The organism is Leifsonia sp. L25, assembly GCF_050632895.1.
The window spans coordinates 1,060,923-1,084,680 of sequence record NZ_JBODRZ010000003.1; the positions used below are offsets into that span (position 1 = coordinate 1,060,923).

20 protein-coding genes, 5 pseudogenes and 1 riboswitch are annotated in these 23,758 nt (G+C 65.4%); of the genes and pseudogenes, 10 read left to right on the top strand and 15 right to left on the bottom strand.

Annotated elements, in window-relative coordinates; genetic code table 11:
- The first annotated feature begins 848 nt into the window (after positions 1-848).
- A riboswitch (TPP riboswitch) is annotated at positions 849-957 on the top strand.
- Positions 956-2,689: a phosphomethylpyrimidine synthase ThiC gene (thiC, locus tag ACRAWC_RS08980; RefSeq protein ID WP_431347410.1), complete on the top strand. Its 1,734-nt coding sequence runs from the start codon at positions 956-958 to the stop codon at positions 2,687-2,689. Its footprint overlaps the riboswitch before it by 2 nt.
- On the opposite strand, the gene thiE is transcribed toward thiC, so the two are convergent.
- The gene (gene thiE, locus ACRAWC_RS08985; protein WP_431347411.1) at positions 2,686-3,327 is read right to left on the bottom strand and encodes a thiamine phosphate synthase; all 642 of its coding nucleotides are present in this window, start codon (positions 3,325-3,327) and stop codon (positions 2,686-2,688) included. The genes thiC and thiE overlap by 4 nt on opposite strands.
- 87 nt (positions 3,328-3,414) lie before the next feature.
- On the opposite strand from thiE, the gene ACRAWC_RS08990 reads away from it, so the two are divergent.
- From ACRAWC_RS08990 to ACRAWC_RS09015, 6 genes are all read left to right on the top strand, one after another.
- On the top strand, positions 3,415-4,356 hold the full coding sequence (locus ACRAWC_RS08990; protein WP_431349405.1) for an FAD-dependent oxidoreductase: 942 nt from the start codon (positions 3,415-3,417) through the stop codon (positions 4,354-4,356).
- Positions 4,353-4,559 carry a hypothetical protein gene (locus ACRAWC_RS08995; RefSeq protein ID WP_431347412.1) on the top strand — a complete coding sequence of 69 codons (207 nt, stop codon included), beginning with the start codon at positions 4,353-4,355 and terminating at the stop codon, positions 4,557-4,559. Before ACRAWC_RS08990 ends, ACRAWC_RS08995 begins: the two co-directional genes overlap by 4 nt.
- Positions 4,556-4,795, top strand: a complete 240-nt coding sequence (gene thiS / locus ACRAWC_RS09000; RefSeq protein ID WP_431347413.1) for a sulfur carrier protein ThiS — start codon at positions 4,556-4,558, stop codon at positions 4,793-4,795. The genes ACRAWC_RS08995 and thiS overlap by 4 nt, the downstream gene beginning before the upstream one ends.
- Positions 4,796-4,797: 2 nt before the next feature.
- The gene (locus ACRAWC_RS09005) at positions 4,798-5,619 is read left to right on the top strand and encodes a thiazole synthase (protein WP_431347414.1); all 822 of its coding nucleotides are present in this window, start codon (positions 4,798-4,800) and stop codon (positions 5,617-5,619) included.
- A gap of 23 nt (positions 5,620-5,642) precedes the next feature.
- Positions 5,643-6,794 (top strand): molybdopterin-synthase adenylyltransferase MoeB, encoded by a 1,152-nt coding sequence (gene moeB, locus ACRAWC_RS09010; RefSeq protein WP_431349406.1) that lies wholly within the window; start codon positions 5,643-5,645, stop codon positions 6,792-6,794.
- 133 nt (positions 6,795-6,927) lie between these two features.
- Positions 6,928-7,518, top strand: coding sequence for a hypothetical protein (locus ACRAWC_RS09015; RefSeq protein ID WP_431347415.1), 591 nt, complete (start codon positions 6,928-6,930; stop codon positions 7,516-7,518).
- A 278-nt stretch (positions 7,519-7,796) separates the two neighbouring features.
- Here the strand turns inward: ACRAWC_RS09015 and ACRAWC_RS09020 are convergent, their stop codons facing one another.
- A complete protein-coding gene (locus ACRAWC_RS09020) occupies positions 7,797-8,111 on the bottom strand; it encodes a hypothetical protein (protein ID WP_431347416.1) in 315 nt (104 codons plus the stop codon).
- The gene (locus ACRAWC_RS09025; protein ID WP_431347417.1) at positions 8,108-8,527 is read right to left on the bottom strand and encodes a GntR family transcriptional regulator; all 420 of its coding nucleotides are present in this window, start codon (positions 8,525-8,527) and stop codon (positions 8,108-8,110) included. The genes ACRAWC_RS09020 and ACRAWC_RS09025 overlap by 4 nt, the downstream gene beginning before the upstream one ends.
- Before the next feature lie 507 nt (positions 8,528-9,034).
- On the opposite strand from ACRAWC_RS09025, the gene ACRAWC_RS09030 reads away from it, so the two are divergent.
- Both ACRAWC_RS09030 and ACRAWC_RS09035 read left to right on the top strand, forming a co-directional pair.
- Positions 9,035-9,319 carry a transposase gene (locus ACRAWC_RS09030; protein ID WP_431347418.1) on the top strand — a complete coding sequence of 95 codons (285 nt, stop codon included), beginning with the start codon at positions 9,035-9,037 and terminating at the stop codon, positions 9,317-9,319.
- An 8-nt stretch (positions 9,320-9,327) separates the two neighbouring features.
- Positions 9,328-10,191 (top strand): IS3 family transposase, encoded by an 864-nt coding sequence (locus ACRAWC_RS09035; RefSeq protein ID WP_431349407.1) that lies wholly within the window; start codon positions 9,328-9,330, stop codon positions 10,189-10,191.
- A 142-nt stretch (positions 10,192-10,333) separates the two neighbouring features.
- On the opposite strand, the pseudogene ACRAWC_RS09040 reads toward ACRAWC_RS09035, so the two are convergent.
- From ACRAWC_RS09040 to ACRAWC_RS09090, 11 genes and pseudogenes are all read right to left on the bottom strand, one after another.
- A pseudogene (locus ACRAWC_RS09040) lies at positions 10,334-10,534 on the bottom strand (transposase); the annotation flags it as partial.
- Between the two features lie 30 nt (positions 10,535-10,564).
- Positions 10,565-11,611 (bottom strand): transposase, encoded by a 1,047-nt coding sequence (locus tag ACRAWC_RS09045; protein WP_431347419.1) that lies wholly within the window; start codon positions 11,609-11,611, stop codon positions 10,565-10,567.
- Between the two features lie 248 nt (positions 11,612-11,859).
- A pseudogene (locus ACRAWC_RS09050) lies at positions 11,860-12,894 on the bottom strand (IS256 family transposase); the annotation flags it as partial.
- Between the two features lie 74 nt (positions 12,895-12,968).
- Positions 12,969-13,777, bottom strand: a pseudogene (gene istB, locus ACRAWC_RS09055) (IS21-like element helper ATPase IstB).
- A pseudogene (gene istA, locus ACRAWC_RS09060) lies at positions 13,777-14,997 on the bottom strand (IS21 family transposase). Before istA ends, istB begins: the two co-directional pseudogenes overlap by 1 nt.
- Before the next feature lie 339 nt (positions 14,998-15,336).
- A complete protein-coding gene (locus tag ACRAWC_RS09065) occupies positions 15,337-15,912 on the bottom strand; it encodes a DAK2 domain-containing protein (protein WP_431347420.1) in 576 nt (191 codons plus the stop codon).
- A 42-nt stretch (positions 15,913-15,954) separates the two neighbouring features.
- Positions 15,955-16,953 carry a dihydroxyacetone kinase subunit DhaK gene (locus ACRAWC_RS09070; RefSeq protein WP_431347421.1) on the bottom strand — a complete coding sequence of 333 codons (999 nt, stop codon included), beginning with the start codon at positions 16,951-16,953 and terminating at the stop codon, positions 15,955-15,957.
- 29 nt (positions 16,954-16,982) lie between these two features.
- Complete coding sequence (locus tag ACRAWC_RS09075) at positions 16,983-17,807, bottom strand: N-acyl homoserine lactonase family protein (protein WP_431347422.1); 825 nt, start codon at positions 17,805-17,807, stop codon at positions 16,983-16,985.
- Between the two features lie 41 nt (positions 17,808-17,848).
- Positions 17,849-18,865 (bottom strand): ABC transporter permease, encoded by a 1,017-nt coding sequence (locus ACRAWC_RS09080; protein ID WP_431347423.1) that lies wholly within the window; start codon positions 18,863-18,865, stop codon positions 17,849-17,851.
- Entirely contained in the window at positions 18,862-20,397 is a 1,536-nt protein-coding gene (locus tag ACRAWC_RS09085; RefSeq protein ID WP_431347424.1) for a sugar ABC transporter ATP-binding protein, read from the bottom strand. Before ACRAWC_RS09085 ends, ACRAWC_RS09080 begins: the two co-directional genes overlap by 4 nt.
- 40 nt (positions 20,398-20,437) lie before the next feature.
- On the bottom strand, positions 20,438-21,400 hold the full coding sequence (locus ACRAWC_RS09090; RefSeq protein ID WP_431347425.1) for a sugar ABC transporter substrate-binding protein: 963 nt from the start codon (positions 21,398-21,400) through the stop codon (positions 20,438-20,440).
- Positions 21,401-21,680: 280 nt separating this feature from the next.
- On the opposite strand from ACRAWC_RS09090, the gene ACRAWC_RS09095 reads away from it, so the two are divergent.
- On the top strand, positions 21,681-22,439 hold the full coding sequence (locus tag ACRAWC_RS09095) for a DeoR/GlpR family DNA-binding transcription regulator (RefSeq protein WP_431347426.1): 759 nt from the start codon (positions 21,681-21,683) through the stop codon (positions 22,437-22,439).
- Positions 22,440-22,672: 233 nt separating this feature from the next.
- Here the strand turns inward: ACRAWC_RS09095 and ACRAWC_RS09100 are convergent.
- Positions 22,673-23,751 (bottom strand): annotated as a pseudogene (locus ACRAWC_RS09100) (IS110 family transposase).
- Between the last annotated feature and the right edge of the window lie 7 nt (positions 23,752-23,758).

Here is a 23,758-nt window from a genome sequence, read left to right on the forward strand (position 1 = left end):
GTAAACCCGTACTTTCGGGACGGGGCGACGGACCATCTCGTGTTGTTAGCCTGTGACCGTTGCCAAACAACCACCTTCCCGACGTCGGCAACTCCAGCTGCTCTTAGGTCCGCCAAGGTAGGGATCTTGGCGCGGTTTCGTGGCCGAGGCCGCGAGCGCGACAGAGAACCACGGCACCGCGCCACAGAACGAGAACCAGCGCGCTCCTCTGACGTTGCCGCCGGTTGATCCGCAGCCCGGGTTGCGCCACCGGATCCGCGCCGGCCGAGGACTGCCACCGCGCTACGTACTTGGTCTACTCCACGACCTCTCCCGCCATCAAGGCCATGGACCCCTGTGCAACTGACGGAGGCCTTGACAGCGGGCCCTTTGCTTAGTGCGAGGGGACTCCCCCTCCTGAAGGTGAGCCCCCTCCTCTTGGATTGAAGGGAAGGCGCTCCGCGTTGCACGCAACTCGGAAGGCGCCCAACGAAGATACCGCGCCGCGGTTTCGCCATGAAATCCCGCAACGCGGGAGGGAATACATTCGAGATTGCCGCCGGCCCCGAAGAGGTAACCGGGGCCAAGAGCCGATCGCTCGTGACGACCAGCGACGTGATGGAGGAGTTGACCCCAGCGCCCCGAAGCACCGACTCGACCAGGCACGACAGGCTCGCGTAGTGCTGCCGCTGGCCATCCCTAGCCCCTAATGCGAGGCCTCGTGTGATGTGGATGAACCTACCCCTGCCGTAGACCGTGGACAGATCGCATGGATCAGGCTCCTTCGTCGCTCGCAGTGCCTCCTCGAAGGGGGCCACGTGATCCGATCGGCAGCGCTGGGGAGGTTGCGGGATCGTGTTGTAGAGTTTCGGTATCCACACGGGGGCCCTCGCAAGGGCTGAGATCGGGCTGACGCGGCCTGCGACCGTTCGAACCTGTCCGGGTAATGCCGGCGAAGGAAGTAGGAGTCTCCTCGATGGATTCTGTCGTATCTGCACGCACTCTGGCCTACCTGCACGACACGGAGCACGACCTCCATGTGCCGGTCAGCCGGATCGGGTTGGACCCGTCGCCCGATGGGACGATCAACCCGCCGGTGACGGTGTACCGGACCGAGGGGCCGGGCAGCGACCCGGTCGTCGGGTTGCCGCCGCTGCGTGAAGGCTGGATCATCGTCCGCGACGACACGGAGGTCTACGAGGGTCGCGAGCGCAACCTCCAAGACGACGGCCGGTCGGCGATGCGCCGGGGTGAGGCGTCGGCCGAGTGGCGGGGCGCGAAGCCGCCGGTGCGGCGGGGGCTGCCGGGGCGCACGATCACCCAGGTGCGGTACGCCCGCGACGGGGTGATCACCCCGGAGATGCGGTTCGTCGCGCTGCGGGAGAACTGCGATGTCGAGCTGGTGCGGTCGGAGGTCGCGGCCGGCCGGGCGATCATCCCGAACAACGTCAACCACCCGGAGTCGGAGCCGATGATCATCGGCAAGGCGTTCCTGGTGAAGATCAACGCCAACATCGGCAACTCCGCGGTGACGAGCTCGATCGCCGAGGAGGTCTCCAAGCTGCAGTGGGCCACCACCTGGGGTGCGGACACGGTGATGGACCTCTCCACCGGCGATGACATCCACACCACCCGGGAGTGGATCATCCGCAACTCCCCGGTCCCGATCGGCACGGTCCCGATCTACCAGGCGCTGGAGAAGGTGAACGGGGACGCGTCGGCGCTGACCTGGGAGGTGTACCGGGACACGGTCATCGAGCAGTGCGAGCAGGGCGTGGACTACATGACCGTCCACGCCGGCGTGCTGCTGCGCTACGTGCCGTTGACGGCGGAGCGGGTGACCGGGATCGTCTCCCGCGGCGGGTCGATCATGGCCGGCTGGTGCCTGGCCCACCACCAGGAGAACTTCCTCTACACACACTTCGACGAGCTCTGCGAGATCTTCGCCCGGTACGACGTCGCGTTCTCCCTCGGCGACGGGCTGCGGCCGGGCTCGATCGCGGACGCGAACGACGCCGCCCAGTTCGCCGAGCTGGACACCCTCGCCGAGCTGACCAAGCGGGCCTGGCAGCACGACGTGCAGGTCATGGTGGAAGGCCCCGGGCACGTGCCGTTCCACCTGGTGCGGGAGAACGTGGAACGCCAGCAGGAGCTCTGCGACGGCGCCCCGTTCTACACGCTCGGCCCGCTGGTGACCGACGTCGCCCCCGGCTACGACCACATCACCTCCGCGATCGGCGCGACCGAGATCGCCCGCTACGGCACCGCGATGCTCTGCTACGTCACCCCGAAGGAGCACCTGGGCCTGCCGGACCGGGACGACGTGAAGACCGGCGTGATCACTTACAAGATCGCCGCCCACGCCGCCGACCTCGCCAAGGGCCACCCGGGCGCGCAGGCGCGGGACGACGCGCTGTCGAAAGCACGGTTCGAGTTCCGCTGGCGCGACCAGTTCGCACTGTCGCTGGACCCGGTCACGGCAGAGGCGTTCCACGACGAGACCCTGCCGGCCGAGCCAGCGAAGACGGCGCACTTCTGCTCGATGTGCGGGCCGAAGTTCTGCTCGATGCGGATCTCCCAGGACATCCGCGACCAGTTCGGCGGCGTCACCGAGCAGCAGCGGGTCGCCGGGATGGCGGCGAAGTCCGCGGAGTTCGCCGAGGCCGGCGGGAAGGTCTACCTCCCCGCACCCACCTCCACCCGGCCCTAGCCGTGGTGCGCGAGAACCGGGAGCGCCGCGCGCAAACGCCCGGCGCTGCCCGCGGGGTCAGCCGACTCGGTGATCGCCCGCACCACGACCACACGCTCAGCCCCGACAGCGACGACCTCCTCGATGGTGGTCTCATCGATGCCACCGATCGCGAACCACGGCCGGGCCGAGGCAGAATCGGCCGCGTAGCGGACCAGGTCGAGACCGACCCCGGCACGGCCCGGCTTCGTCGGCGTCGCCCAGACCGGGCCGACGCAGAAATAGTCCAGGTCATCAGCGGCGATCGCGGCATCGATCTGCTCGACGCTGTGGGTGGAGAGCCCGATCGCCGTCTGCGCGCCGACAACGGTCCGGGCGACCGGGACGGGCAGGTCCTTCTGGCCGAGGTGCAGTACCGGGGCCTGGGCGACCAGGGCGATGTCGGCGCGGTCGTTGACCGACCAGAGCTTCCCGTGCCGGGCGGCGACCTCGGCGAGGACGGTGAGGACGTCGAGCTCCTCGCCGCCCTCGAGGGTCTTGTCCCGCAACTGGATGATGTCGACCCCTCCGGAGAACGCGGCGCCCACGAAGTCGGCGAAGTCGCCCTGACGGGTGCGGGCATCGGTGCAGAGGTAGAGCTGTGCGGCGGCGAGGGACATGAGGTCAGCGTAGCCGGGGCCGCGAGCCGCTCCGACCGGACCGTCGTCGACGTAGCGGTCGTCGGCGGCGGGATCATCGGCCTGGCCATCGCCTGGCGGATCGCCCGGTCCGGCCGCAACGTCCGGTTATTCGACCCGGCGCCGGCCCGCGGCGCCACCTTCGCCGCGGCCGGGATGCTCGCCCCGGTGAGCGAGTACCACTACCAGGAGGACGCCCTCCTCCCGCTCATGCTCGCCTCGGCCGCACGGTACCCGGAGTTCATCCGCGAGCTCTCCCCGAACGGCGAACCGACCGGGTATCTGCCGACGGAGACCCTGCTGGTGGGGATCGATGCCGGCGACCGGCAGGCGTTGGCCGACCTCCATTCCGCCCACCGTCGCTGGAACCTCGACGTCCAGAGGCTGACGACAGGCGCCGCCCGAGCGCAGGAGCCCCTGCTCGGCCCACGCGTGACGTCCGCCTACCGGGTGCGCGGCGACCATCAGGTCGACCCGCGCACCCTCGCAGCCCGCCTGGTCGACGATCTGATCCGAACCGGCCGCGGCGTCATCGTGCGCGAGAGGGTGGTCGCGCTGCTCCACGCGGATACGGCAGACCCGGACTCGCGCGTGACCGGCGTGCGAACCGAGAACGAGGAGGTCTCGGCGGAGGAGGTCGTCCTCGCCAACGGCCTCGGCGCAAACGAGCTCGAAGCCCTTCCGGGCGGATTGCACCTCCCGCTGCGACCGGTTTTCGGTGACATCCTGCGGTTACGCGTTCCGGTCGCCCTCCAGCCGCTGCTCTCGGCCACCGTGCGCGGCCTCGTCCACGGCGAGAGCGTCTACCTCGTCCCACGCTCCGACGGAACGCTCGTCATCGGAGCGACGCAGCGCGAGGACGGGATGCCCGGAGTCTCCGCCGGCGCCGTCCATCGCCTCCTGCGCGATGCGCAGGAGCTCCTGCCTGCCGTGGCCGACCTGGAACTGGTCGAAGCGACCGCGCGAGCCCGCCCGGCGACACCGGACAACGCCCCCTGCTCGGCCGGATGACCGGACCAGACGGCGCCGATGTGCCGGGACTGATCGTCGCCACTGGATTCTTCCGCCACGGCGTCCTGCTCGCCCCGATCGCCGCCGACATCTGCCTCCACCTCATCAACGGGGAGCACGACCCGCGTTGGGACGACATCCGTCCCGACCGATTCGCGACTCGAAACAGCCCCAGGACCATCGCAGGAAGGATCCGCGCATGATCACGATCACCGTCAACGGCCAGCCGCAGAAAAGAGAGGCGACCCTCTCGATCGCGGACCTCGTCGAAGAACGCACCGGCATCCGGGTCGGCGCTGGGGGAGCGACCTCCGGCGCAGCGCCACTCGGCATCGCCGTCGCCGTCAACTCCGCCGTCATTCCGCGCAGCGGCTGGGCGGGCGAAGAGCTCGCCGACGGAGACATCATCGAGATCGTCAGCGCGACCCAGGGAGGATGACCATGCTCACGGAAACGATCGGCCCGGACGCGGCCCCGGAGACCGAGAACCTCCCCGCCGACATTCTCCGAATCGATGGCGTGGAGTTCACGTCCCGCCTGATCATGGGCACCGGCGGCGCCCCGAGCCATGCCGGTCTCGGCGCGGCACTGACCGCCTCCGGCACGCAGCTGACCACCGTGGCGATGCGCCGGCATGACCCCTCCGCCGAGGGCTCCCTGTTCCGCCTGATCGCCGACAAAGGCATCCGACTTCTGCCGAACACCGCCGGCTGCCTGACCGCCCGGGAGGCCGTCCTCACCGCTGAACTCGCCAGGGAAGCGCTCGCGACCGATTGGATCAAACTGGAGGTGATCGCGGACGAGGACACCCTCCTGCCCGACGGCGCCGAGCTGGCCTCCGCCACCGAGCAACTCGTCCAACGCGGCTTCACCGTGTTCGCCTACACCAACGACGACCCCGCCCTCGCACGCCGGCTCGAGGACCTCGGCGCCGCAGCGGTCATGCCGCTCGGCGCGCCCATCGGCACCGGCCTCGGCATCCTCAACCCGCACAACATCGCACTGATCGTCGAGCGCGCGAACGTCCCGATCGTCCTCGACGCCGGCATCGGCACCGCCTCCGACGCAGCCCTCGCGATGGAACTCGGGTGCGACGCCGTCCTGCTGGCCACCGCCGTCACCCGCGCACAGGACCCCGTCGGCATGGCCACCGCCTTCCGCCACGCCGTCATCGCCGGTAGGCTCGCCGCCCTCTCCGGGCGTATCCCCCGCCGCACCAGAGCGCTCGCCTCCTCGTCAATGGAAGGCCGACCCGACCTGTGACCGCAACGACCCACCGCGACAGCATGACGCCCCTCGTCGAACCCGCATCCGAACTGGAGGCCGACGAATACGACCGGTATTCGAGGCACATCCTGCTGCCCGAGATCGCAGTCCTCGGCCAGCGCAGACTGAAGAACGCTCGCGTGCTCATCATCGGCGCCGGAGGACTCGGCTCCTCCATCCTCCTCTACTTGGCCGCCGCCGGCGTGGGAACACTCGGCATCATCGACGACGACCGCGTCGAGACGAGCAACCTCCAGCGCCAGGTCATCCACAGCGCCGACGACGTCCACCGCCTCAAAGTCGACTCCGCACGCGACACGATCGCAGCGCTCAACCCGCTCGTCCGAGTCGAGACCTACCCATTCCGTCTGACGGCCGCGAACGCGATGGAGCTGTTCGAGCAGTACGACCTCGTCATCGACGGAGCCGACAACTTCGCGACCCGATACCTCGTGTCCGACGCTGCGGAGATCACCGGGAAGCCCTGCGTGTGGGGCTCCATCCTCCGATTCGAAGCGCAGGTCAGCGTATTCTGGAGCGCGCACGGCCCCACCTACCGCGACCTCTTCCCCGACTCGCCGCCACCCGAGTCAGCACCGTCGTGCGGGGAAGCGGGCGTCTTCGGCATGCTCTGCGGCGTTGCCGGCTCGATGATGGCCGCGGAGGCGGTGAAGCTCATCACGGGTACCGGGCGATCCCTACTGGGAAGGCTCGCCACCTTCGACCTCAAAGATGCCTCCTGGCGGGAACTCCACGTCGTCATAGACCCGGCTAGACTCACCGCCGCACGTCTCACCGACGAACCCGACTCGTGCAACGCAGATGTCGTGGCCGATTGGGGCGTCGACTCGATCACCGTCCCGGAACTCGAGCACCTGCTTCGGGAACGCTCTGCCGGGAGGTCGGAGTTCGAACTCGTCGACGTACGAGAAGAAGACGAGTGGGCGGCCGGTCGGATCCCCGAGTCGCGCCTGGTTCCGGTCAGCCGGCTCAAGCGAAACGCTGCCATCGACGGCACACCGTTCGAGCGACGCATCGTCCTCTACTGCAAAGCCGGACCGCGAGCCCGCACAGCACAGTCGATCCTCGGAGCTGCCGGGTACACAGCCGTCAGCGTCTTGTCCGGAGGCTTTGATCAATGGACGAGAGAGCTGATGCGTCGCAGCGGCTGAACGCGGCGCGCTACGTTGCCACGCAGCCGTTTTGGGGGTGCGCGTAACCTTTCGCGTGCTCCGGTCGATTAAGAGAAGACGAGGGCCCGCCCGAACGGCGTCCAACCACCATCGGAATCTGAGGAGGACCAGGATGTCGTTCATCTCCGTGATTGTCGGCCACAAGCTCACCGTCGGGCTCATTGCGCTCGGAACCATCACCGCAGGGGGAACCGCCGCGGCAGCGTACGCCGACGCGCTCCCCACCGGACTTCAGGACGAGGCGCACACGCTCATCGGCGCGCCGACCGCCGCCCCGACGGACGACCCCACCGAGCCTCCCACCGCGGAGCCGACCGACTCCGCGACGGACGTCCCGACGCCCACACCCACCCCAGACCCGACGTCGACGGAGGTCCCGGTCGGGCCGGACGCGGCCGGGCCGGATGCGCACGGCCTGTGCACCGCCTTCGAGCACGGCGGTCTCGCGTCCACCTCCGTCGCGTACGCGTCCCTCGCGAAGGCTTCGGGAGGCGCCGGCTCGATCGACACCTACTGCGCCACGATCATCGCACCAGGGCACGCCGACGACCACCGGGCCGCACCGACGCCCCCGCCGACGACCGCGCCGAGCGGGACCGACGGAGCGGCCGAGACGGACGCAGCGACCGGCCACACGACCCACGGCGACGCGCAGAACGCGGGCGGCTCCTCCCACGCGAGCGACGGCCACGGCCGTCCATAGTGAGGCCTTCGCGGGCATTCCTCCGGGCGAATACAGGCGAGCGGAACTGCGGAGGATCCAGGAGGAGAGGACCCAACTCCTGGAGGTGATCGTCTCAAAACTCGATGCGCTGAGTTTACCGAAAGCTGTTCGAGTGCGTGCCCAACTGGAGGGCTCTCTTAGGAGTTCGACTCCGCGGATGCGCACCTGACCTCCCTGCTTGACGACCGATCCACGGTTGTAGTTCCGATACCGACGAGCACCGTGCAGGTTGACGGTGAAGCACCCGCCCGCATCACCTAATTGAGACGCAACTCGCGACTGCGGTCGCTCGTGATCGGGTCAGGTTCGACAGTGCCGAAGTCACTGGCTCCGTCGAAAGGAGGCAACCCGAAGATGCGGCGGGTTGCCTCCTCTGTCGATGCCCCGCCTTCTCCGGCTTTCAAGCTCCGCGCCAGAGCTTCATACTGGACCCGAACAGCCGCCCAGTCGATCGACACATCCGCGAACGCCACGACGAGATTAAAGCCAAGGCCTTTCGCAGATTGCTCTACCAAGCGCACTAGAAATGGATTGGGACATACTGCGGTCAGGTCGGTGTAGTACTGGGTCACCTGGGCAATGAAGCCCTGTCGATCCCCCGATCGATCGCCGCTAACCCTCCAATAAGGTGGGCAACGAGTTCAGTCCGCTGACCCGGCGTCATCACGGGATCTGCGAGGAGAGTCATCCCGGTAACGAGAACGCCCACCGCTTGCAGGTAGCCGGATGCGTCCTCGGCGCGGGCCTTCGCCACGCGCGTGTGGGATTGGGGAGCGGTCTCTACAAAACCCTCCGATGTCAACGCCAGCAGCGCTTGGCGGATTGGCGTCCGCGACATACCCAGCCAAGTTTGGAGCTCAGCGTCCTCCAACCGTTCTCCCGGCTTGAGCTTTCCCGTCAGGATCGCGTCTCGGATCATCGAGTAAGCGCGTTCACGAACCAACCCCGGGACTTTGACCTCCCTCAAGTTGGACTGCGGTAGCGGCATCGTTCCTCCACTGAGGCGCTCCCTCCCGATTCGGGTTCGGGATACAAGGTAACGTCACCTTAACCATAGAAGAAATTTCGAAGTGCTCCCTCCTCTCAGGCCACGAGGTGGCCTCCCGGGCAGCTGCAACCCCCTCAAGCCAAATTCATCTATCTCTCGCCCGGCGAAGCCAACGAGGTGAACTAACCCAATAACCATGCTGGACACGCCCGACTTTGGTCGAAGTCCCGATGCAGCAGCTGCTGTCCGATGGTCAGCCGGAGCGTCGTATGCCGAGGAACAGCCGAGCCGGCGGAGCCTGGTAAGGCAACGGCTCACCGCGCTTGTTCTTATCATCAGACGCGCCGAATGGTCCGTTTGGGCTAAGTGTCCACGACGTTCGAAAGCGGGGCCAATGCGACGGTTGAAAATGAGGCCACTGTCTTGTCGTTTGCTTAGTCGGAGCCTGACCCGCTTTTCCGGACACCTGAGTTGAGGCGATGATCGTCTCAGAGAGGAGTCCGTGAGATGCCTGCTGCTCACCCGCCGGAGTTCCGGCGTCGTGCCCTGGATTTGGTCGCGCAGGGGAACCCTGTCGCGCAGACCGCCCGTGATCTCGGGATCAGTGAATCCTGCCTGCGGAACTGGATGCACCGGGACGCGGTCGATTCCGGCCGCAAGGCTGGTGTCACGACCGACGAGCACAAGGAGCTCGTCGAGTTGCGTCGCCGGAACCGAGTGCTGGAGATGGAGAACGAGATCCTCAAGCGCGCGAGCGCGTATTTCGCGAGGGAGAACGTGCTCCCAAAATAGGGTTCCGGCTGGTCCAGGAGCTCGCCGCGGACGGTGTCCCCGTCGCGGTGGCCTGCCGGTTTCTGAACGTCTCGACCTCCGGCTACTACGACTGGGCCACCCGGCCCCCGTCCGCGCGGGCGGTCGCGGATGCCGAGCTGACAGCGACGATCCGCCGCATCCACGCCGACTCCCGCCAAACCTATGGGGCACCGCGCGTGCTGGCCGAGCTGCGGCTCGGGCTCGGCGTTCACGTCGGCCGCAAACGCGTTGCCCGGCTCATGCGCAGCGCCGGCCTGATCGGGGTCTCGCATCGCCGGAAGCGACGCGGATGGAAGCCGGACACGGCCACCCATGAGGATCTGGTGAAGCGGCGATTCCGCGCGGACGCACCGGACCGGCTCTGGTTCTGCGACATCACCCAACACCGCGCAAAAGACGGATGGGTCTACTGCGCGGCCGTGATCGACGCGTTCAGCCGCCGGATCGTCGGCTGGTCGATCTCGGATCGGATCACCACCGAGATCGTCGTCGACGCCCTCGAGATGGCCCGCTGGCGGCGGCGCCCCGAGCCCGGCACCATCGTCCACGCCGACCGAGGAGCGCAATACACCAGTTGGCTGTTCGGGCACCGGCTCCGCCAAGCCGGCCTGTTGGGCTCAATGGGCCGAGTCGCCTCCAGCGTCGACAACGCTCTCATCGAGTCATTCTGGTCGATCATGCAACGCGAGCTCCTGGACCGCACCGCTTGGGACTCCCGCACCCAGCTGGCCTCAGCAATGTTCGAGTGGATCGAGGGCTTCTACAACCCGCGCCGACGGCACACCAGCCTCGGCAACCTCAGCCCCGCCGACTACGAAGCCCTTCACACCGCCGCCGAAATCGCGGCATGATCAACACACCGAAACCGTCCGGGAAACCGGGTCAGGCTCCGTCTGCCGGATCTTGTGTCTTGATGCTGGGGAGGCTACCGATGGGTGACGTCCCTCTTGGTGGTGGATTTTCTCGACACCGTGTGAGGGTCAGTGTTGTTGATTATGCCGCAGCGAGTTGGGGCAGCATCACCTCCTCAGTGGTGGCGTTCAGGAGCTTCATCGAGTTCTCGCTGAAGTAGCGGCGGTCGGCGCCGTCCCACTCGTCGTGCTGCTCGATCAGCACGTGCCCGGCGAGACGGGCGAGCGCGGCGGGGTTCGGGAAGGTGCCGACGACGTCGGTGCGGCGTTTGAAGCTCTCATGTCAAGAGGTGGTCCTGTTTTGCGTCGCGGATCATGGTCCGGTGGATTGTGTTCGATAGGTGCCGTTTGAGGATTCGCATCGCTTCTCGACGGGTGTGTCCGCGGCTGAGGGCCCCTCGTAGAGTTCACGGGCGCGTGGTTCGCAACGCAGCTGAGTGGTCGCGGCTCGGTGAATAGCGGCGTTCAGTCGCCGGTTCCCGCCACGGCTGAGACGGTAACGTCGTGGTCGGCCGCCGCCTTCTCCGGAGCTGACGGGTATCGGTGCGGTTCCGTTGAACCTCGCGAAGCCTGCCTCGGTGAACCTCCGCGGGTCGCCGACCTCGAGAATAATCTCTGCAGCCGAACGGGCAGCGATCCCTGGGATCGAGGGCAGGGTGGATCCGCTCGCTGCCACGAGCTTGGCGAGCTCCGCCGCAGCGACCTTGTCCTGTTCGAGCACGTCCTTGAGCATCTTGGTCCGATGATGGATCAGTTTCAGGCGCAGTTGTTGGACGGGGTCGGTGCTGCGCACGTGTCCGAGCGCGGCGACTGCGGTGATCCGAGCCCGCGCAGTTGTGCGCTCGGGAAGTCTCACCCGGATCCGTTCGGGAAGATCCTGGATGAGTGCGTCCAGTTCTCCGATCAGCTGGACGCGGATCTTCCGCAGCGAGATGCGGGCGTTGTGCCAGAGCGCGATCTGGTCTCGGACTGCGTTAGGGGCAGCGGTGGTTGAGTTCTTGAATGCATGGGCGAGTCGGTCGTTGGTCTGCGTTTCCGCGGCGACGCGGTGCGCATCCAGCCGATCGGACTTTCCCTCGTGCCGGCCCCGTTGGCGTTGTGCGGTCTTGTGAGGCGGGACGTCTCTGACGTCCAGTCCTCGGTCGACCAGGAACTCTGCGAGAGTGCGACCGAGGCCGCTGGCTCCTTCGATTCCGATCTTGTTGATCGACCCGATCGACTGCGCCCAAACGAGCGCATCCGCATGCCCCTTCTCCGTGTTCACAAAGTGTTGATGATCGAGATCGCGTCTGCTCTCGTCGAGTACGGACGCGGTGAACACCTTCCTGTGTGGATCAACTCCGATGGTGATCATCACCATGGTGAGCTCCCTGCCGCTTGTCTAATCTGAAAGTGGAACCCACGCGACAACATCCCAGTCGAGTGATCGACGCTCTCATGAAGTCAGCGTGGTTCCCTGTGATCGCGGCGGGCCGACACTTCAAACGGAAGACAGGCCAGCACGCCGTTCGAGCGGAGTGGTCGTCGAGATCTCTTTTGAGTCAGACCCGCCACGGTCACAACCTAGGCGGCCGTGGCGGCCGCAAGGCGCATCAAGTTCAACACTGGGATCTCCTTATTGACCCGCTCCAGCGGGTTCGTGGACCAGATCTGCCGCCAATGCTGGGCGGGGAAGGGCACGAACGCGAGCAGGTCGTCGCGGGCGTCATCGAGCATCGCCGCGATCTGCGGGTGCGAGCGGGTGAGCATGGTCAACACCTCCTCGAACTGGGCGCGGACCAGGCTCCGGTCGGTTTGCGGGGTGAAGATCGTGCGGATGATCTGCGCGACGATCGGGCCGGCGGTCTTCGGGGTCTTCGCCAGCACGTTGCGCATGAAATGGACTCGGCAGCGTTGCCAGGACGCGCCCTGGAAGGCCACCGCGATCGCGCTCACCAGGCCGGTGTGGGCATCGCTGACCACCAGGCGCACCCCGGAAAGCCCGCGCGCTTTCAACGAGCGCAGGAACACGGTCCAGAACGGTTCGGACTCGGTGTCCCCGACGTCGAACCCGAGGACCTCGCGGCGGCCGTCGGCGGCGACACCGACCGCGACGACGACGGCCTGAGAGACCACTCGCCGGTTCACGCGGGCTTTGCAGTAGGTCGCGTCCACGAACACATACGGATATGCGGTCTCGCCCAAGGGACGGTCGCGGAACACCGCAACGTCCTCGTCCAGGTTGGCGCAGATCCGGGACACTTCGGATTTGGAGATCCCGGTGTCAGCGCCGAGCGCCTTGACCAGGTCATCGACCTTCCGGGTGGAGACACCGTGAACGTAGGCCTCCATCACCACCGCGAACAACGCCTGGTCGACCCGGCGGCGCTCCAACAACGGCGGGAAGAAGGAACCTTGCCGCAGCTTCGGGATCCACAGATCCAGCTGGCCCGCCGTGGTCGTCAACGTGCGCGGCCGAGTCCCGTTCCGCAACGCGCGGCGGGAACCTGTGCGCTCATACGGGGCCGCGCCGATGAACGCGGCCGCTTCGGCATCGATCAACTCCTGATAGAGCGTCTCGGTCGCGACCCGGACACGGTCGCTGATTTCAGTGGACTTGAGTTCCCCGAGGAGCTCGAGGAGGGCAGACTGGTCTAGAGCCATCGTGCGTTCGTGTCTTCCTGTTGAGTGACTTTGATCGGTACTCACTGACCATCGCACGATGGCTCACTTGACGTCTACGACGCCGACAAGCTGACCAGAAACTCCACCACTCCAAGGGACGTCACCCTGTCGATGCCTCGGCTGCGGAGTCGATAGCTGACGCCTTTGAGGGTGAGCACGTCAGCGTGGTGGACGATCCGGTCGATCATTGCGGCGGCGTCGACGGCTTGGTCGCCGAAGACGCCGCCCCAGCCGCTGAAGGGCAGGTTGGAGGTCAGGATTAGCGACGCGTGTTCATAACGGGACGAGATGAGTTGGAAGACCAGGTTCGCGGCGTCTTGCTCGAACGGGAGGTAGCCGACTTCGTCGACGGTGATCAGCCCGTAACGACGCAACCGGGCGAGCTCTTTGGGGAGGTTGCCTTGCCGGTGGGCGTCGGTGAGGCGGGTGACCCAGTCGGTCGCGGTCGCGAAGAGGACGCGGTGCCCGTGTCGGGCGGCGACGATCCCGAGCGCGGTCGCGAGATGTGTTTTCCCGGTCCCGGGAGGGCCGAGTAGAACGCGTTCTGCCCTTCTAGGAGCAACCCACCGGAGGCCAGCGCAGCGATCTGCTGGCGGACGGCAGGCTGCGCGTCCCAGTCGAAGTTCTCCAGCGTCTTCCGGGCCCGGGACCCAGCGGCCTTGATCCGCAACTCCGCCCCGGAGGCGTTGCGGGCCGAGACTTCGCGTTCCAGCACGGCGGCAAGGTAGTCCTCGAACGACCAGCCCGAGTCTCGGGCCTGGTCCGCCAGCCGGGCGGCGGCATTGGTGATCCGGGGTGCTTTCAGAGCGGCGGCGAGATACGTGATCTGCTTGACCGACTCGGTGCTATTGATAGCGGCCATCACGCGACTCCTTCGATCCCGAACGCCCGGTCGTAGTCCGCAAGATCTCGGCTCAAGTCATCCCCGGTGACGGATCGGGGCTGCTGGAACTGGTGCCGCAGCCGCTTGGCCGCCTCCAGGTGCGCAGGGTTGGAGATCGTGGAGCCACGTGCCCAGACCCGAGCATGGTCCGCGGCCAGCCGACCCTCCAAGCGGACCCTCACCCGGTCGAGGTCGGCGCTCACGTCAAAAACCTGCCGATCGCGGCCGGGTCGACAGAGTAATCCGAAGCGCCAAGACGGACGTAGTAGTCGCGGCCGAGCCGGATCCGCTCCCGCCAACCCAGCTGCAACGGGATCGGCGGCAATGGCAGCATCCGTTCCCGATCGTGGTCGATCAGATCGATCGGTCGCGCTTTGATCCTCCGAACCACCCGCGCGTTCGCCTTCTCCAGCCAGCCTTGCAACTGCGCGTTGAAATCCGCCGGCGAAGTGAAGGTCCGGCCCGGCATGAAGGAGGTCTCGAACCAGCCATTGCGGCGCTCGACGATCCCCTTCGATTCCGGATCGTAGGGCTTCAACTTGGCGACCCTGGTGGCGAGGGTCCCCGCGAACGCGGCGACTCCCTGCGCAAGCCGGCCGTGCTGCCCGACGCCTGACTCGTTTTCCCAGATCAGTCGACGAGGGACGGCGCCGAGTTGACGGATCAGCTCCCACGACCCCAGCAGCAGATCCTCCGTCCGCCTGGTCGGGATCATCCGCGCGGTCACGAACCGCGAGTGCGCGGCGACGATCACCAGCACCGGCAACAGCGCCGCGGTCCCGTCCTCGAGCGGGATCTTCCGGGGCGGGAACCACAAGTCACATTGCGCCGCATCACCCGCAGCCAAACTCAACCGGTCCGCGGGATCGACCGGCCGATACTCCGGCCGCAGCCGGCGCACGTTCTCCCGGAACCAGGTGATCGACCCAACCCACTCCACTCGCTCAGTGATCACCGTCGCCGGCATCTCCGGGTGCTCTCTCAGAAACGCTAGGACCCGCTCCTCGAACGGTGTGAACGACATCGACACCGTCAGCCGCTCATACTTCGGCGGCCGATCCGAAGCCAACGCCCTATCGACCGTCGCCCGGCCGATGCCCAACTGCCTCGCGATCTGCCGCCTCGGAACACCCATCCGCGACCAGCCGCCGGATCAACGCCCAATCCTCCACCGAGAGGGACGTCACCAGATCACCCATCCAATCTGTCTGGGTGGCCTCGTTTTCGCCCGTCGCTAATGCCTCAATTTCGGCCGTCGCCGACACCTACCAGCGCTCCTGCGCCAGCAACTCCACCAGTTCGAGACGCCGCGCGTTCCCCAACTCCGAGGCCACAGCCCCGCTGCCCCAACGAGCCTCGAACAACGCTACCGCCGCGTCAGGCTGCGATTCAGACAGAGAACTACGCGAATACAAAACCGCTCCCCGGGAGTCGGAACTGAATTCTCAGTCCAACTCCGGGGGAGCAGTTCAGCGGGGACGGGCGCATCTATCGATTGCTCCCGCGGCCCCTGGGGTCCCCGGTGCGCGAGTGATTGCTTACCCGTTCACTTTTTTCCAGGCCTGCAGAAAACGCAGGAATGCGGTTGCGCCCGGATCCTGCAGCCCTATGCTGCGTTCCTGAAGCCAGGAAGCACGACCGCGGCGGGATTGCAGTGCGGTGGTGTCGATGACAGCGCGATTGGCAGCCTCTATCGCGTTTTCGAGTGCGACGGAGGCTGTTTCAGATGAGGCCAGCGCCGCTCCGGCCGGCACGAGCGCATCGACGATGGTCTTGTCCCCGACTGTCGCTTTGCCGCGCTTGCTGATGTTCTCGGCTGCAGCTTGGGTGAATCGACTGGCATCGGCGGTCGTTACCTCGCTGAGACCGGCCAACAGTCTGGACCCAGCAAGCAGGGCGCCCGCTACGAGTGCCGCCATCGTCGAAGGGTTGGCGTTGGCAAACGCTTTTGCGCAAGCGCGTGTGGTGTCCTCCAGGGAGGTGCCGGGCACAGCATTCGCGAGCGCCTCGATGATGGCGTCGGCGCCGAGCGCCACTGTGATCCCGAGATCGCCGTCTCCCAGGGCGGTGTCCAGGTCACGGAGTTCGTCGGAGTACTGCTTCACTTCCGCCATGGCCCGGCTTATGGCAGTGTTTAGTTGATCTGCATTCACTGGTCAGACCTCCTGAATGAACGGGGATTCGGCTGGCGCGTCGAGCAGAGCGAGGCGCTCGTCGTTCAGCTTCAAGACGGACACGGACGCCCCGGCCATTTCCAGGCTAGTTGCGTACTCGCCGACGTAGTTCTTCTCGATCGTCACGTTCAATTCCATGGCGGTCGCGTGGACTCGGCGGTACATCACGTAGAGTTCTTCGACTGGGGTCGCACCCAGACCGTTCACCAGGACTGCGATCCGGTCACCCGCCTGGAGATCGAGGTCGGCGACGATCGGCGCCCACAAGTGTTCGACGATCTCGTCCGCGGTCTCGAGGGGGCCGCGGTGGATTCCCGGTTCGCCGTGGATCCCGATACCGATTTCCATTTCACCTTCCGGCAGGTCGAAACTCGGCATGCCAGTGGTGGGCAGGATGGTCGGTCCGAGGCCGATCCCCATCGTCGCCGTGTTCTCCACGATGTCTTCAGCGATTCGCGCCACCGTGTCGAGGTCGTCACCACGCTCCGCTGCCGCTCCAGCCGCCTTGTATGCGAAGAAGATTCCCGCTACGCCGCGCCGGTCGAGCTTGCGCTCCTTCGGCTGGCTTGCGACGTCATCGCGCCCGAGCACTGTGCGCGTTTCGATGTCTTCTAACTCAGCGAGGTCAACGGCGAGGTCGAAGTTAAAGATATCGCCTCCGTAGTTGCCATAGAGAAACAGCACCCCCGCCCCGCCGTCGACAGCCTTGGCCGCTTCGAAACATTGCTGTGCCGAGGGCGAGGAAAAGACGTTGCCGATCGCAACGCCCGAGCAGAGGCCGGTTCCGACGTAGCCCTTGAAAAGCGGTAGATGTCCGGACCCGCCGCCGGTGACGATTCCCACACGGCCGGTGGGTGCGTCCGCTCGCACCATGACCCGCTTGTCGCTCCCCGGCGTCTTTAGCTTGTCCGGGTGGGCGAGCAGGATCCCGTCGATCATCTCATCGACGAAATCTGCGGGCTCATTAATGATTTTTCTCATGCTTTTCCTTACCTTTTGATGCGCGGTCACTATCCGAGGGTCCCGCTGGGGTAGCGCTTGTTGAATTCCCAGTCGTGGCCCGGCACGATGATGTCGGCTTCCTGATGCAAACGGTCGTAACCGCTCATCAGATCCTGCAGCGACCAGAACGACCCGGTCGGCCAGTTCAGTTCGAGGTTTTTGTAGTTGTACATGATGTCCCCGGCCAGCGCGACGCGGCCTTCATCTGTGTCGATGACGACGACCATGGTTCCCGGCGTGTGCCCTCCGATCTTGACCAGCCGCACACCCGGTTCGATCAGGTAGTCGCCCTCGAGGATCTGGATGCGATCGCGCACGTCGGCGATTTTGTACGAGTACTCAGGGTAGGAGTACTGGCAGTACGCTGGCGGCGTTAGTCCTTGGGCGATCTCGGAGCGCTGGACCAGGAACGTCGCATTAGTGAAGAGGTGGTTGTTGCCGATGTGGTCGAAATGCAGGTGCGAGAGGACAACGATGTCGATGTCTTCCGGGCTCACGCCGTGGCGGCCCAGACCGGTGACGATGTCCTGTTCGGGAGACTTGGTCGTCCAGGTCGGGACGCCGTGGCGCTCCATCATCTCCATGATTTCGTCGACGTCCCCAATACCGGTGTCGATGAGGATCTTCTTCTCCGTGCCCTCGAGGAGCCACACGGGTACGGGGACCATACCGCCTGCAGCGGCGACGCCGTAGTGCGACACGTGATCAGCGGTGAACCCACCCGGCATCACGTCTTCCTGTGTGTGAGCGGGATGGATGCCCGCGTTGAGCAAGTGCCCGACGAGCATGTTCTCGAGCTCACCCGTGACGATGTTGTGGATCTTGATTCCCATTTTCCTGTCCCTTCGTGCTGCGTCTGGTTGGGGTGTTTCGTCTATGCCCGCGAGAAGCGGCGGGCGAGGGTGGCAAGGGCGACAGCGAAGACGAGGATGCCTCCCTTGAAGACATATTGGAAGAAGGTCGGTGTTCCCACGAGGCCCAGCCCGTTGAAACCGATATTCACGATGAGCACGCCGACCAGGGTGCCGAGGATGTGGAACTTCCCGTCCCTGAGTGTGGCGGATCCGAGGAACACCGCGGCCAGCGCATCGAGCAGGTAGCCGTCGCCGGAACTCACCATGCCACTTCCGAGCTGCGAGGACAGCAGCGTTCCTGCAATGGCTGCGCAGATACCGGCAACCACGAAGGCGGCGATCGTCACGCGGCCAGTCCTCACCCCGGCCAGTACTGCCGCGTGTCGGTTCGCGCCAGTGGCCTGCAGCCGGAATCCGAGCGGAGTGCGGTTCAACAGGATCCAGAGAACGGCGATCACGATCACCATGAGCCAGATGAGGTTGGGGATTCCAAAGACCGCTCTGCCGAGGGCGATCGATGTGAAAGCGGCGGGCAGAGACACGATCGGCTGACCTGCACCGTAGCCAAAGCTCAATCCGACCACCACCGTCCCGACACCGAGCGTCGCGACGACAGCATTCACTCCGGCTTTGGCGACAAGGAATCCGTTGACCAGACCAATGAGAGCCCCAGCAGCCACGGTAATGAGGATGGCCACCGGAATCGGGATGCCCTGGTTGGTCATCAGCCCGGTGACGAGAACGCCCGCGAAACTGGCGGTGTACCCGATGCTGAGATCAAATTGTCCAACGACGAGAACCAGTGTCAAACCGCAAGCAATGATTGCGGTAAGCGCGGACTGACTCAGAATCGCCAGCAGGTTCAGGGGGCGCAGGAATTCACCGTCGGGGGCGGCGATGCTAAAAGTCACGATAAGGATGAGCATCGCGATGAGCGTCCCGTACGTGGACAGGATATTCAGAATGGCCCGTCGTGCGCGTGTCGATCGAGGCGAAACTGTGGTCTCGTCCGTCGTTGCGGTTTCAGCGACGCTCATGCTGCGTCCCCTCTTTCTTTATCGTTTTCAAAACTCAAGTGGACGAGGTTCTCCGTGGTGAGCTCCGGGCCCGAGAGGTCACCGACAACCCGGCCCTCGGCCATGACGACCACCTTGTCGCAGAGACCGACGAGCTCCTCGTTATCGGACGATACGACCAGGACTGCTGCCCCGCCTTCGGCGAGCATCCTGATGACGTCGTGCACCTCGGCGCGAGCGCCCACATCCACCCCACGCGAGGGCTCGTCGAGGATGAGCACCTGGGGTGGGTCGATCAGCCAACGCGCGATGACGACCTTCTGCTGGTTGCCACCCGACAGCGCGCCTGCGTGAGTCCCCACGCTGGCGGCCTTCACCGTCACGCGGTCGGCAACGGCTTGAGCTCGGATGCGACCCGACCGGATCCGTACAATCGGCATCAGCCTGTTCACCGACAACGAATTCAGGCGGGGGAGGTTGATATTGAACGCCAACGACTCGTCGAGGAAGAGAGCTTCGGTCCGGCGTTCTTCCGGCACGATCCCGAACCCCGCGGCGACGGCTTCCGCCGGATGACGGAAGGCGAACCGCCGGCCCCGCAGATAAGCCACTCCTCTGCTGAACCGTGAAGCACCGTACACCGCCTTGACCAGTTCACTACGGCCCGCGCCGACGAGGCCTCCGATTCCGACGATCTCGCCGGCGTGCACTGTCAGCGACACATCGCGCACTATTCGGCCGTCGCCGACGTGCTCGAGGCGCAGGACTTCGGCGCCCTGGGTAGGAGGAGTCCGACCGTGCTCTGCGATGTCGACAGTTTTTCCCGCGATCGCCGACACCAGGTCGGCCTTGATGAGCCGCTCGCCGACGATCCGTCGCGTGACGGTGCCGTCTCGGAAGATGGTGATGTCGTCGCAGAGGTCGGTAACTTCATCCAGCCGGTGCGACACGAAGATGACGGTGGTGCCACCGCGGACCAGGTCACGGATGATCTCGTGCAGCCGGCCGGCTTCGCGCGCGGACAGTGAGGCCGTCGGCTCGTCCATCGCGATCATCCGGGCGTTCAGCATCAGGGCACGGCCGATCAGTACCAACCATTTCTCGGCCGTGCTCAGCTCGTCCACCTGTTTAGTCAGCGGAAAGTCGAAGCCCACTCGCTCGGCGACAGCGGTCGCCTTCACACGCGCGGCGCGCCAGTCGATCATTCCGGCCCGGGTCGACAGCGGCATGCCTAGTGCCATGTTCTGAAGGACGTCCCAACCCGGAATGAGGCTCATCTCTTGGTGGATGAAGGCGAGACCGAGCTCAGCTGCCCGCTCTGGGCCCGTGATGTCGGCGGGTTCGCCGTCGATCTCGATTGATCCGCTGTCCGGCTGGTTGACCCCAGCCAGACAGCGGATGAGGGTGGACTTGCCTGCCCCGTTCGCTCCGACGAGACCGTGGACGGTGCCCGGCCGAATGTCGAATGACACGTCACGAAGAGCATGTGCTCCCCCAAAGGACTTGCTCACATCGGTGAATCGGATGAACGGCTTCGCAGTCGTGTGGGTCATGGCCGTGCTTTCGTCGAAGGTGGATCCAGCGGAGCCGGTGTCAGTTGAACTCGGGATGCGCCTTCAGGAACGCGGCTAGGTCCGGCTTCCTGATGATCTGGCCGGACTCGGTGATGGTGACCGGCGTGCCCTTACCGCCGGCCGCGACAGACTTGGCCAGCGCAGCGAAGATGTCCTTCCCCTCCTTGATTCCGTCCTCGAAGGCCGTCGCCGACAGCTTCCCCGACTGGATAGCCGCGATCGCCGTCTTGGACCCCTGGATCCCGTAGGTCAGCACGTCGGTCCGGTTCTGCTGCTCGAGCGAGGAGATCGCGCCGAGGGTCGGGTCGTCCCAGCAACCCCAGATGGCAAGGGGTCCCGTGCCGGCCGGGTGGCTGCTCAGCCAGGCGTTCGCATACTGTGCACCTTGCTGGAGGAATCCGGGGATCGACACTTCTTCCTTGGTGACCGTGATTCCGGGGTGCGCCGCGAGAACCTTGTCGAGAGCGGTTTCGCGGTCGATGCAGAGCTGACCACCGTGGTAAGTCAGGGCGAGAATGCTTCCCTTGCCTCCCATGTCGGCGACCATCGCTTCAGCACTCGGTTTGCCGAGCGGGGTCACAGTGTCCACGACGATCCCCGGCCCCTTGCCGCCACCCCATGAGCCGACGGGCACTCCCGCTGCCTGAGCTGCAGCGAGTCCGCTTCCCAGTGACGTGGCAGGGAACACGTGGGTGATGATGGCGGTGGCGCCCTTGTTAACGAAGTTCGTGATGGCGGCGTTGGCCTTGGACGCATCGCCCTGAGCGTCGACGACTTGCACCTTCCAGCCGGCCGCCTCCGCGGCTTGGGTAGCCCCCTTGGTCGCATTGTCGTTCAAGTCGATGCCCGATGCGATCGAGACAATCCCCAGCAGGTGCGACCCGCCGCCGCTTGCCGCGGCACCAGTGCCGCTGCAAGCCGCGAGCCCGATGGAGGCAGACGCCAAGACCGCGGCAGCGATCAGCAATCTCTTTTTACACATTACGTACTCCTTTGTATGAATTTGGCCCTCTATAGGCTCCCGTCCAGGCATGGCCGCTCTGGGCGATCGCCTGGCCGAGCACCCACCGACGGGGCGACGTGTGATCGCAACGTCAAGAGATTCGGATCGTTCTCATTCGGTGCTGGACAGAATCTAATCACGTCATGCGCGAAAGTCAACATAAACTGACCGTTTATGAACATCATCCTGCGCATGCCGCACATTTGCGATCAGCCGCGGCGCTGGTAGGTTTGCATGAGAATTCACGAGAGCAGCCGACATGACACGACATTCCGACATCATCGAGCACCTCCAGCGATCAGGTTTCCAGTCGGTGCCGGAGCTGGCAGCGCGCTTCCGCGTCAGCACCGCCACAATTCGCCGCGACCTCGAAAAACTCGAGCGGCTCGAGATGGTCCAGCGCACACACGGCGGTGCGTTTCCGATTCGCGAAGCCGATTCGTCAGCGCTCAAGCAGTCGCTTCACCAGCCAGAAAAGGAAGCTATCGGCAAGGCGATGGCTGAACGTGTGCTTGTCGGGCAGACCGTCTTGCTGGCAGGCGGGTCGACCACCCTCGAGGTGGCTCGCCACCTGAAGGCAGACCGTCTGACAGTCGTCACAAACGATCTGCGCATCGGAAACACCATCGCCGCGAATCGCTCAGCGCACCTCGTAATGATTGGCGGCGAGCTGCTTCCGAACGCCTTCGCCCTCTGGGGGCCGTCGTCCGTCCAGCAGCTGGAGCACCTCCGGGTAGATGTCGCGATCTTTGGCGCGGACACAGTCAACGAAGACGGAATCTTCAACAATTCCAGTTACGAACTGGAACTGCACCGAACCATGCGCGCCATCGCCGGCTCCGCCTTCTTCGTCGCGGACAGCTCGAAATTCGGACGCGAGGCACTGTTCCGTGTTTTGGACATCAACGACTTCACTGCCGGCATCACAGACGACTTGCTCGACCCCATACGGGCTTCGCGTTTCCCGATCCCCATCATCACGGTCAAGCGGGGAAGCGTGAGGTCGCTCAGCGACTGACGGCTGCGATCGTCCGTACTATTGGTGGTTCGCTAGTCCCGGACAGCTTCTGATCCTAGATCCCGACAGCCGGCCACTACGACACGCCTCAGCGCGGGCGCAGGCCTTGGGGCCCGAAATCAACGGATTTCTCGGGCTAGAGGACGCCGAGCGGGGAATTTGAACCCTGACGCCGCTCCTTAATCGACCTTGAGAGGGGTGGCGTCCCGTTGTGTGGATGCTCTATGAAGCTTCTATATCTCGTCAACCCCTATTTTCGTGGTCGATGCGGTGTTGAGGTGGCGGTAGATGCTGTGGGCGAGGTAGCTCTTGATGATGCGGCGGATCTCGCGATCGGTTTTGCCGTCAGCTCGACGCCGTTCGACGTAGGCGCGGGTTTCGGGGTCGTGGATTATCCGGACCATGGCAATCACGTTGAGCGCCCGGTTGAGTTGGCGGTCGCCGCCGCGGTTGAGGCGGTGTCTGGTGGTGTTGCCGCTGGAGGCTGGGATCGGGTTGACGCCGGCTATGGAGGCGTAGGCGGCCTCGCTCTTGACTCTTCCGCGATGAGACCAGGCGACCAGCGCGGTCGCAGCGGTGACCGCGCCGATGCCGGTCCGTTCGAGTAATTCGGCTGCTGGGCTGGCCTCGACGAGCTCTTTGATCCGCGCAATGTTCTCCGCGAGTTGCGAGTCAAGTTCGACGATCCGCTTCGCGAGCCGGATCGCTTCGACCCGGGCGGTAGCTGTGTGGAGGGTTCTTCTCGAGCACGCCACCGCGACGCCTCGGTGATCTTGGCGGCGCTGAGAGCTCTTCTGGCGTCGATGCCGCGATCGATGGTGCGCAGCAGTGCAGTGAGAGTGTTGACTGCTCTGGTGCGTTCGCTGGCCAGACCATCTCGGGCGGTCAGGAGAATCTGGGTGGCAGCGCGGACGCCTTCGTCCTGCCGTGGGGTGCTCAGCCGGTCGATCGGAAGCGCGAGCACGGTGGCAGCGATCGCGGCTGCGTCGAGCGGGTCGGATTTGCCGATGCCGCGTCGGGCGCGAGTGTTCACTCGTGGGGCTTCAACTACCGCGTAACCGGTGGCTGTGACCGCGCGGGCGAGCTGCGCGCCATAACTGCCAGCTCCTTCGATCGCCCACAACACATCGGCCTCACCGCCGGTGCGGCGACCGGCCCCTGTGATAGCCCGAGAGCGGCCAGCTGGGGTGTTCGGGAAGGTCTCAGTGCCGACGTGGGAGCCGGAGGCAGCAAGTAGCGCATAGGTGTGCGTGCGGGCGTGGGTGTCCACGCCAATGACATAGGGGCGTGACTGGGCGACAATGGTATCCACGCGATCG

Bases quoted from the DNA above. Each gene is read 5' to 3' on its own strand.
- ACRAWC_RS09065 (WP_431347420.1), bottom strand. From the start codon at position 15,912: ATGGCGGAAGTGAAGCAGTACTCCGACGAACTCCGTGACCTGGACACC.
- ACRAWC_RS09090 (WP_431347425.1), bottom strand. From the start codon at position 21,400: ATGTGTAAAAAGAGATTGCTGATCGCTGCCGCGGTCTTGGCGTCTGCC.
- ACRAWC_RS09070 (WP_431347421.1), bottom strand. From the start codon at position 16,953: ATGAGAAAAATCATTAATGAGCCCGCAGATTTCGTCGATGAGATGATC.
- ACRAWC_RS09025 (WP_431347417.1), bottom strand. From the start codon at position 8,527: ATGCCGCTACCGCAGTCCAACTTGAGGGAGGTCAAAGTCCCGGGGTTG.
- ACRAWC_RS08995 (WP_431347412.1), top strand. From the start codon at position 4,353: ATGACCGGACCAGACGGCGCCGATGTGCCGGGACTGATCGTCGCCACT.
- ACRAWC_RS09075 (WP_431347422.1), bottom strand. From the start codon at position 17,807: ATGGGAATCAAGATCCACAACATCGTCACGGGTGAGCTCGAGAACATG.
- ACRAWC_RS09015 (WP_431347415.1), top strand. From the start codon at position 6,928: ATGTCGTTCATCTCCGTGATTGTCGGCCACAAGCTCACCGTCGGGCTC.
- thiS (WP_431347413.1), top strand. From the start codon at position 4,556: ATGATCACGATCACCGTCAACGGCCAGCCGCAGAAAAGAGAGGCGACC.
- ACRAWC_RS09080 (WP_431347423.1), bottom strand. From the start codon at position 18,865: ATGAGCGTCGCTGAAACCGCAACGACGGACGAGACCACAGTTTCGCCT.
- ACRAWC_RS09030 (WP_431347418.1), top strand. From the start codon at position 9,035: ATGCCTGCTGCTCACCCGCCGGAGTTCCGGCGTCGTGCCCTGGATTTG.
- moeB (WP_431349406.1), top strand. From the start codon at position 5,643: ATGACGCCCCTCGTCGAACCCGCATCCGAACTGGAGGCCGACGAATAC.
- ACRAWC_RS09085 (WP_431347424.1), bottom strand. From the start codon at position 20,397: ATGACCCACACGACTGCGAAGCCGTTCATCCGATTCACCGATGTGAGC.
- thiC (WP_431347410.1), top strand. From the start codon at position 956: ATGGATTCTGTCGTATCTGCACGCACTCTGGCCTACCTGCACGACACG.
- ACRAWC_RS09045 (WP_431347419.1), bottom strand. From the start codon at position 11,611: ATGGTGATGATCACCATCGGAGTTGATCCACACAGGAAGGTGTTCACC.
- ACRAWC_RS09005 (WP_431347414.1), top strand. From the start codon at position 4,798: ATGCTCACGGAAACGATCGGCCCGGACGCGGCCCCGGAGACCGAGAAC.
- thiE (WP_431347411.1), bottom strand. From the start codon at position 3,327: ATGTCCCTCGCCGCCGCACAGCTCTACCTCTGCACCGATGCCCGCACC.
- ACRAWC_RS09095 (WP_431347426.1), top strand. From the start codon at position 21,681: ATGACACGACATTCCGACATCATCGAGCACCTCCAGCGATCAGGTTTC.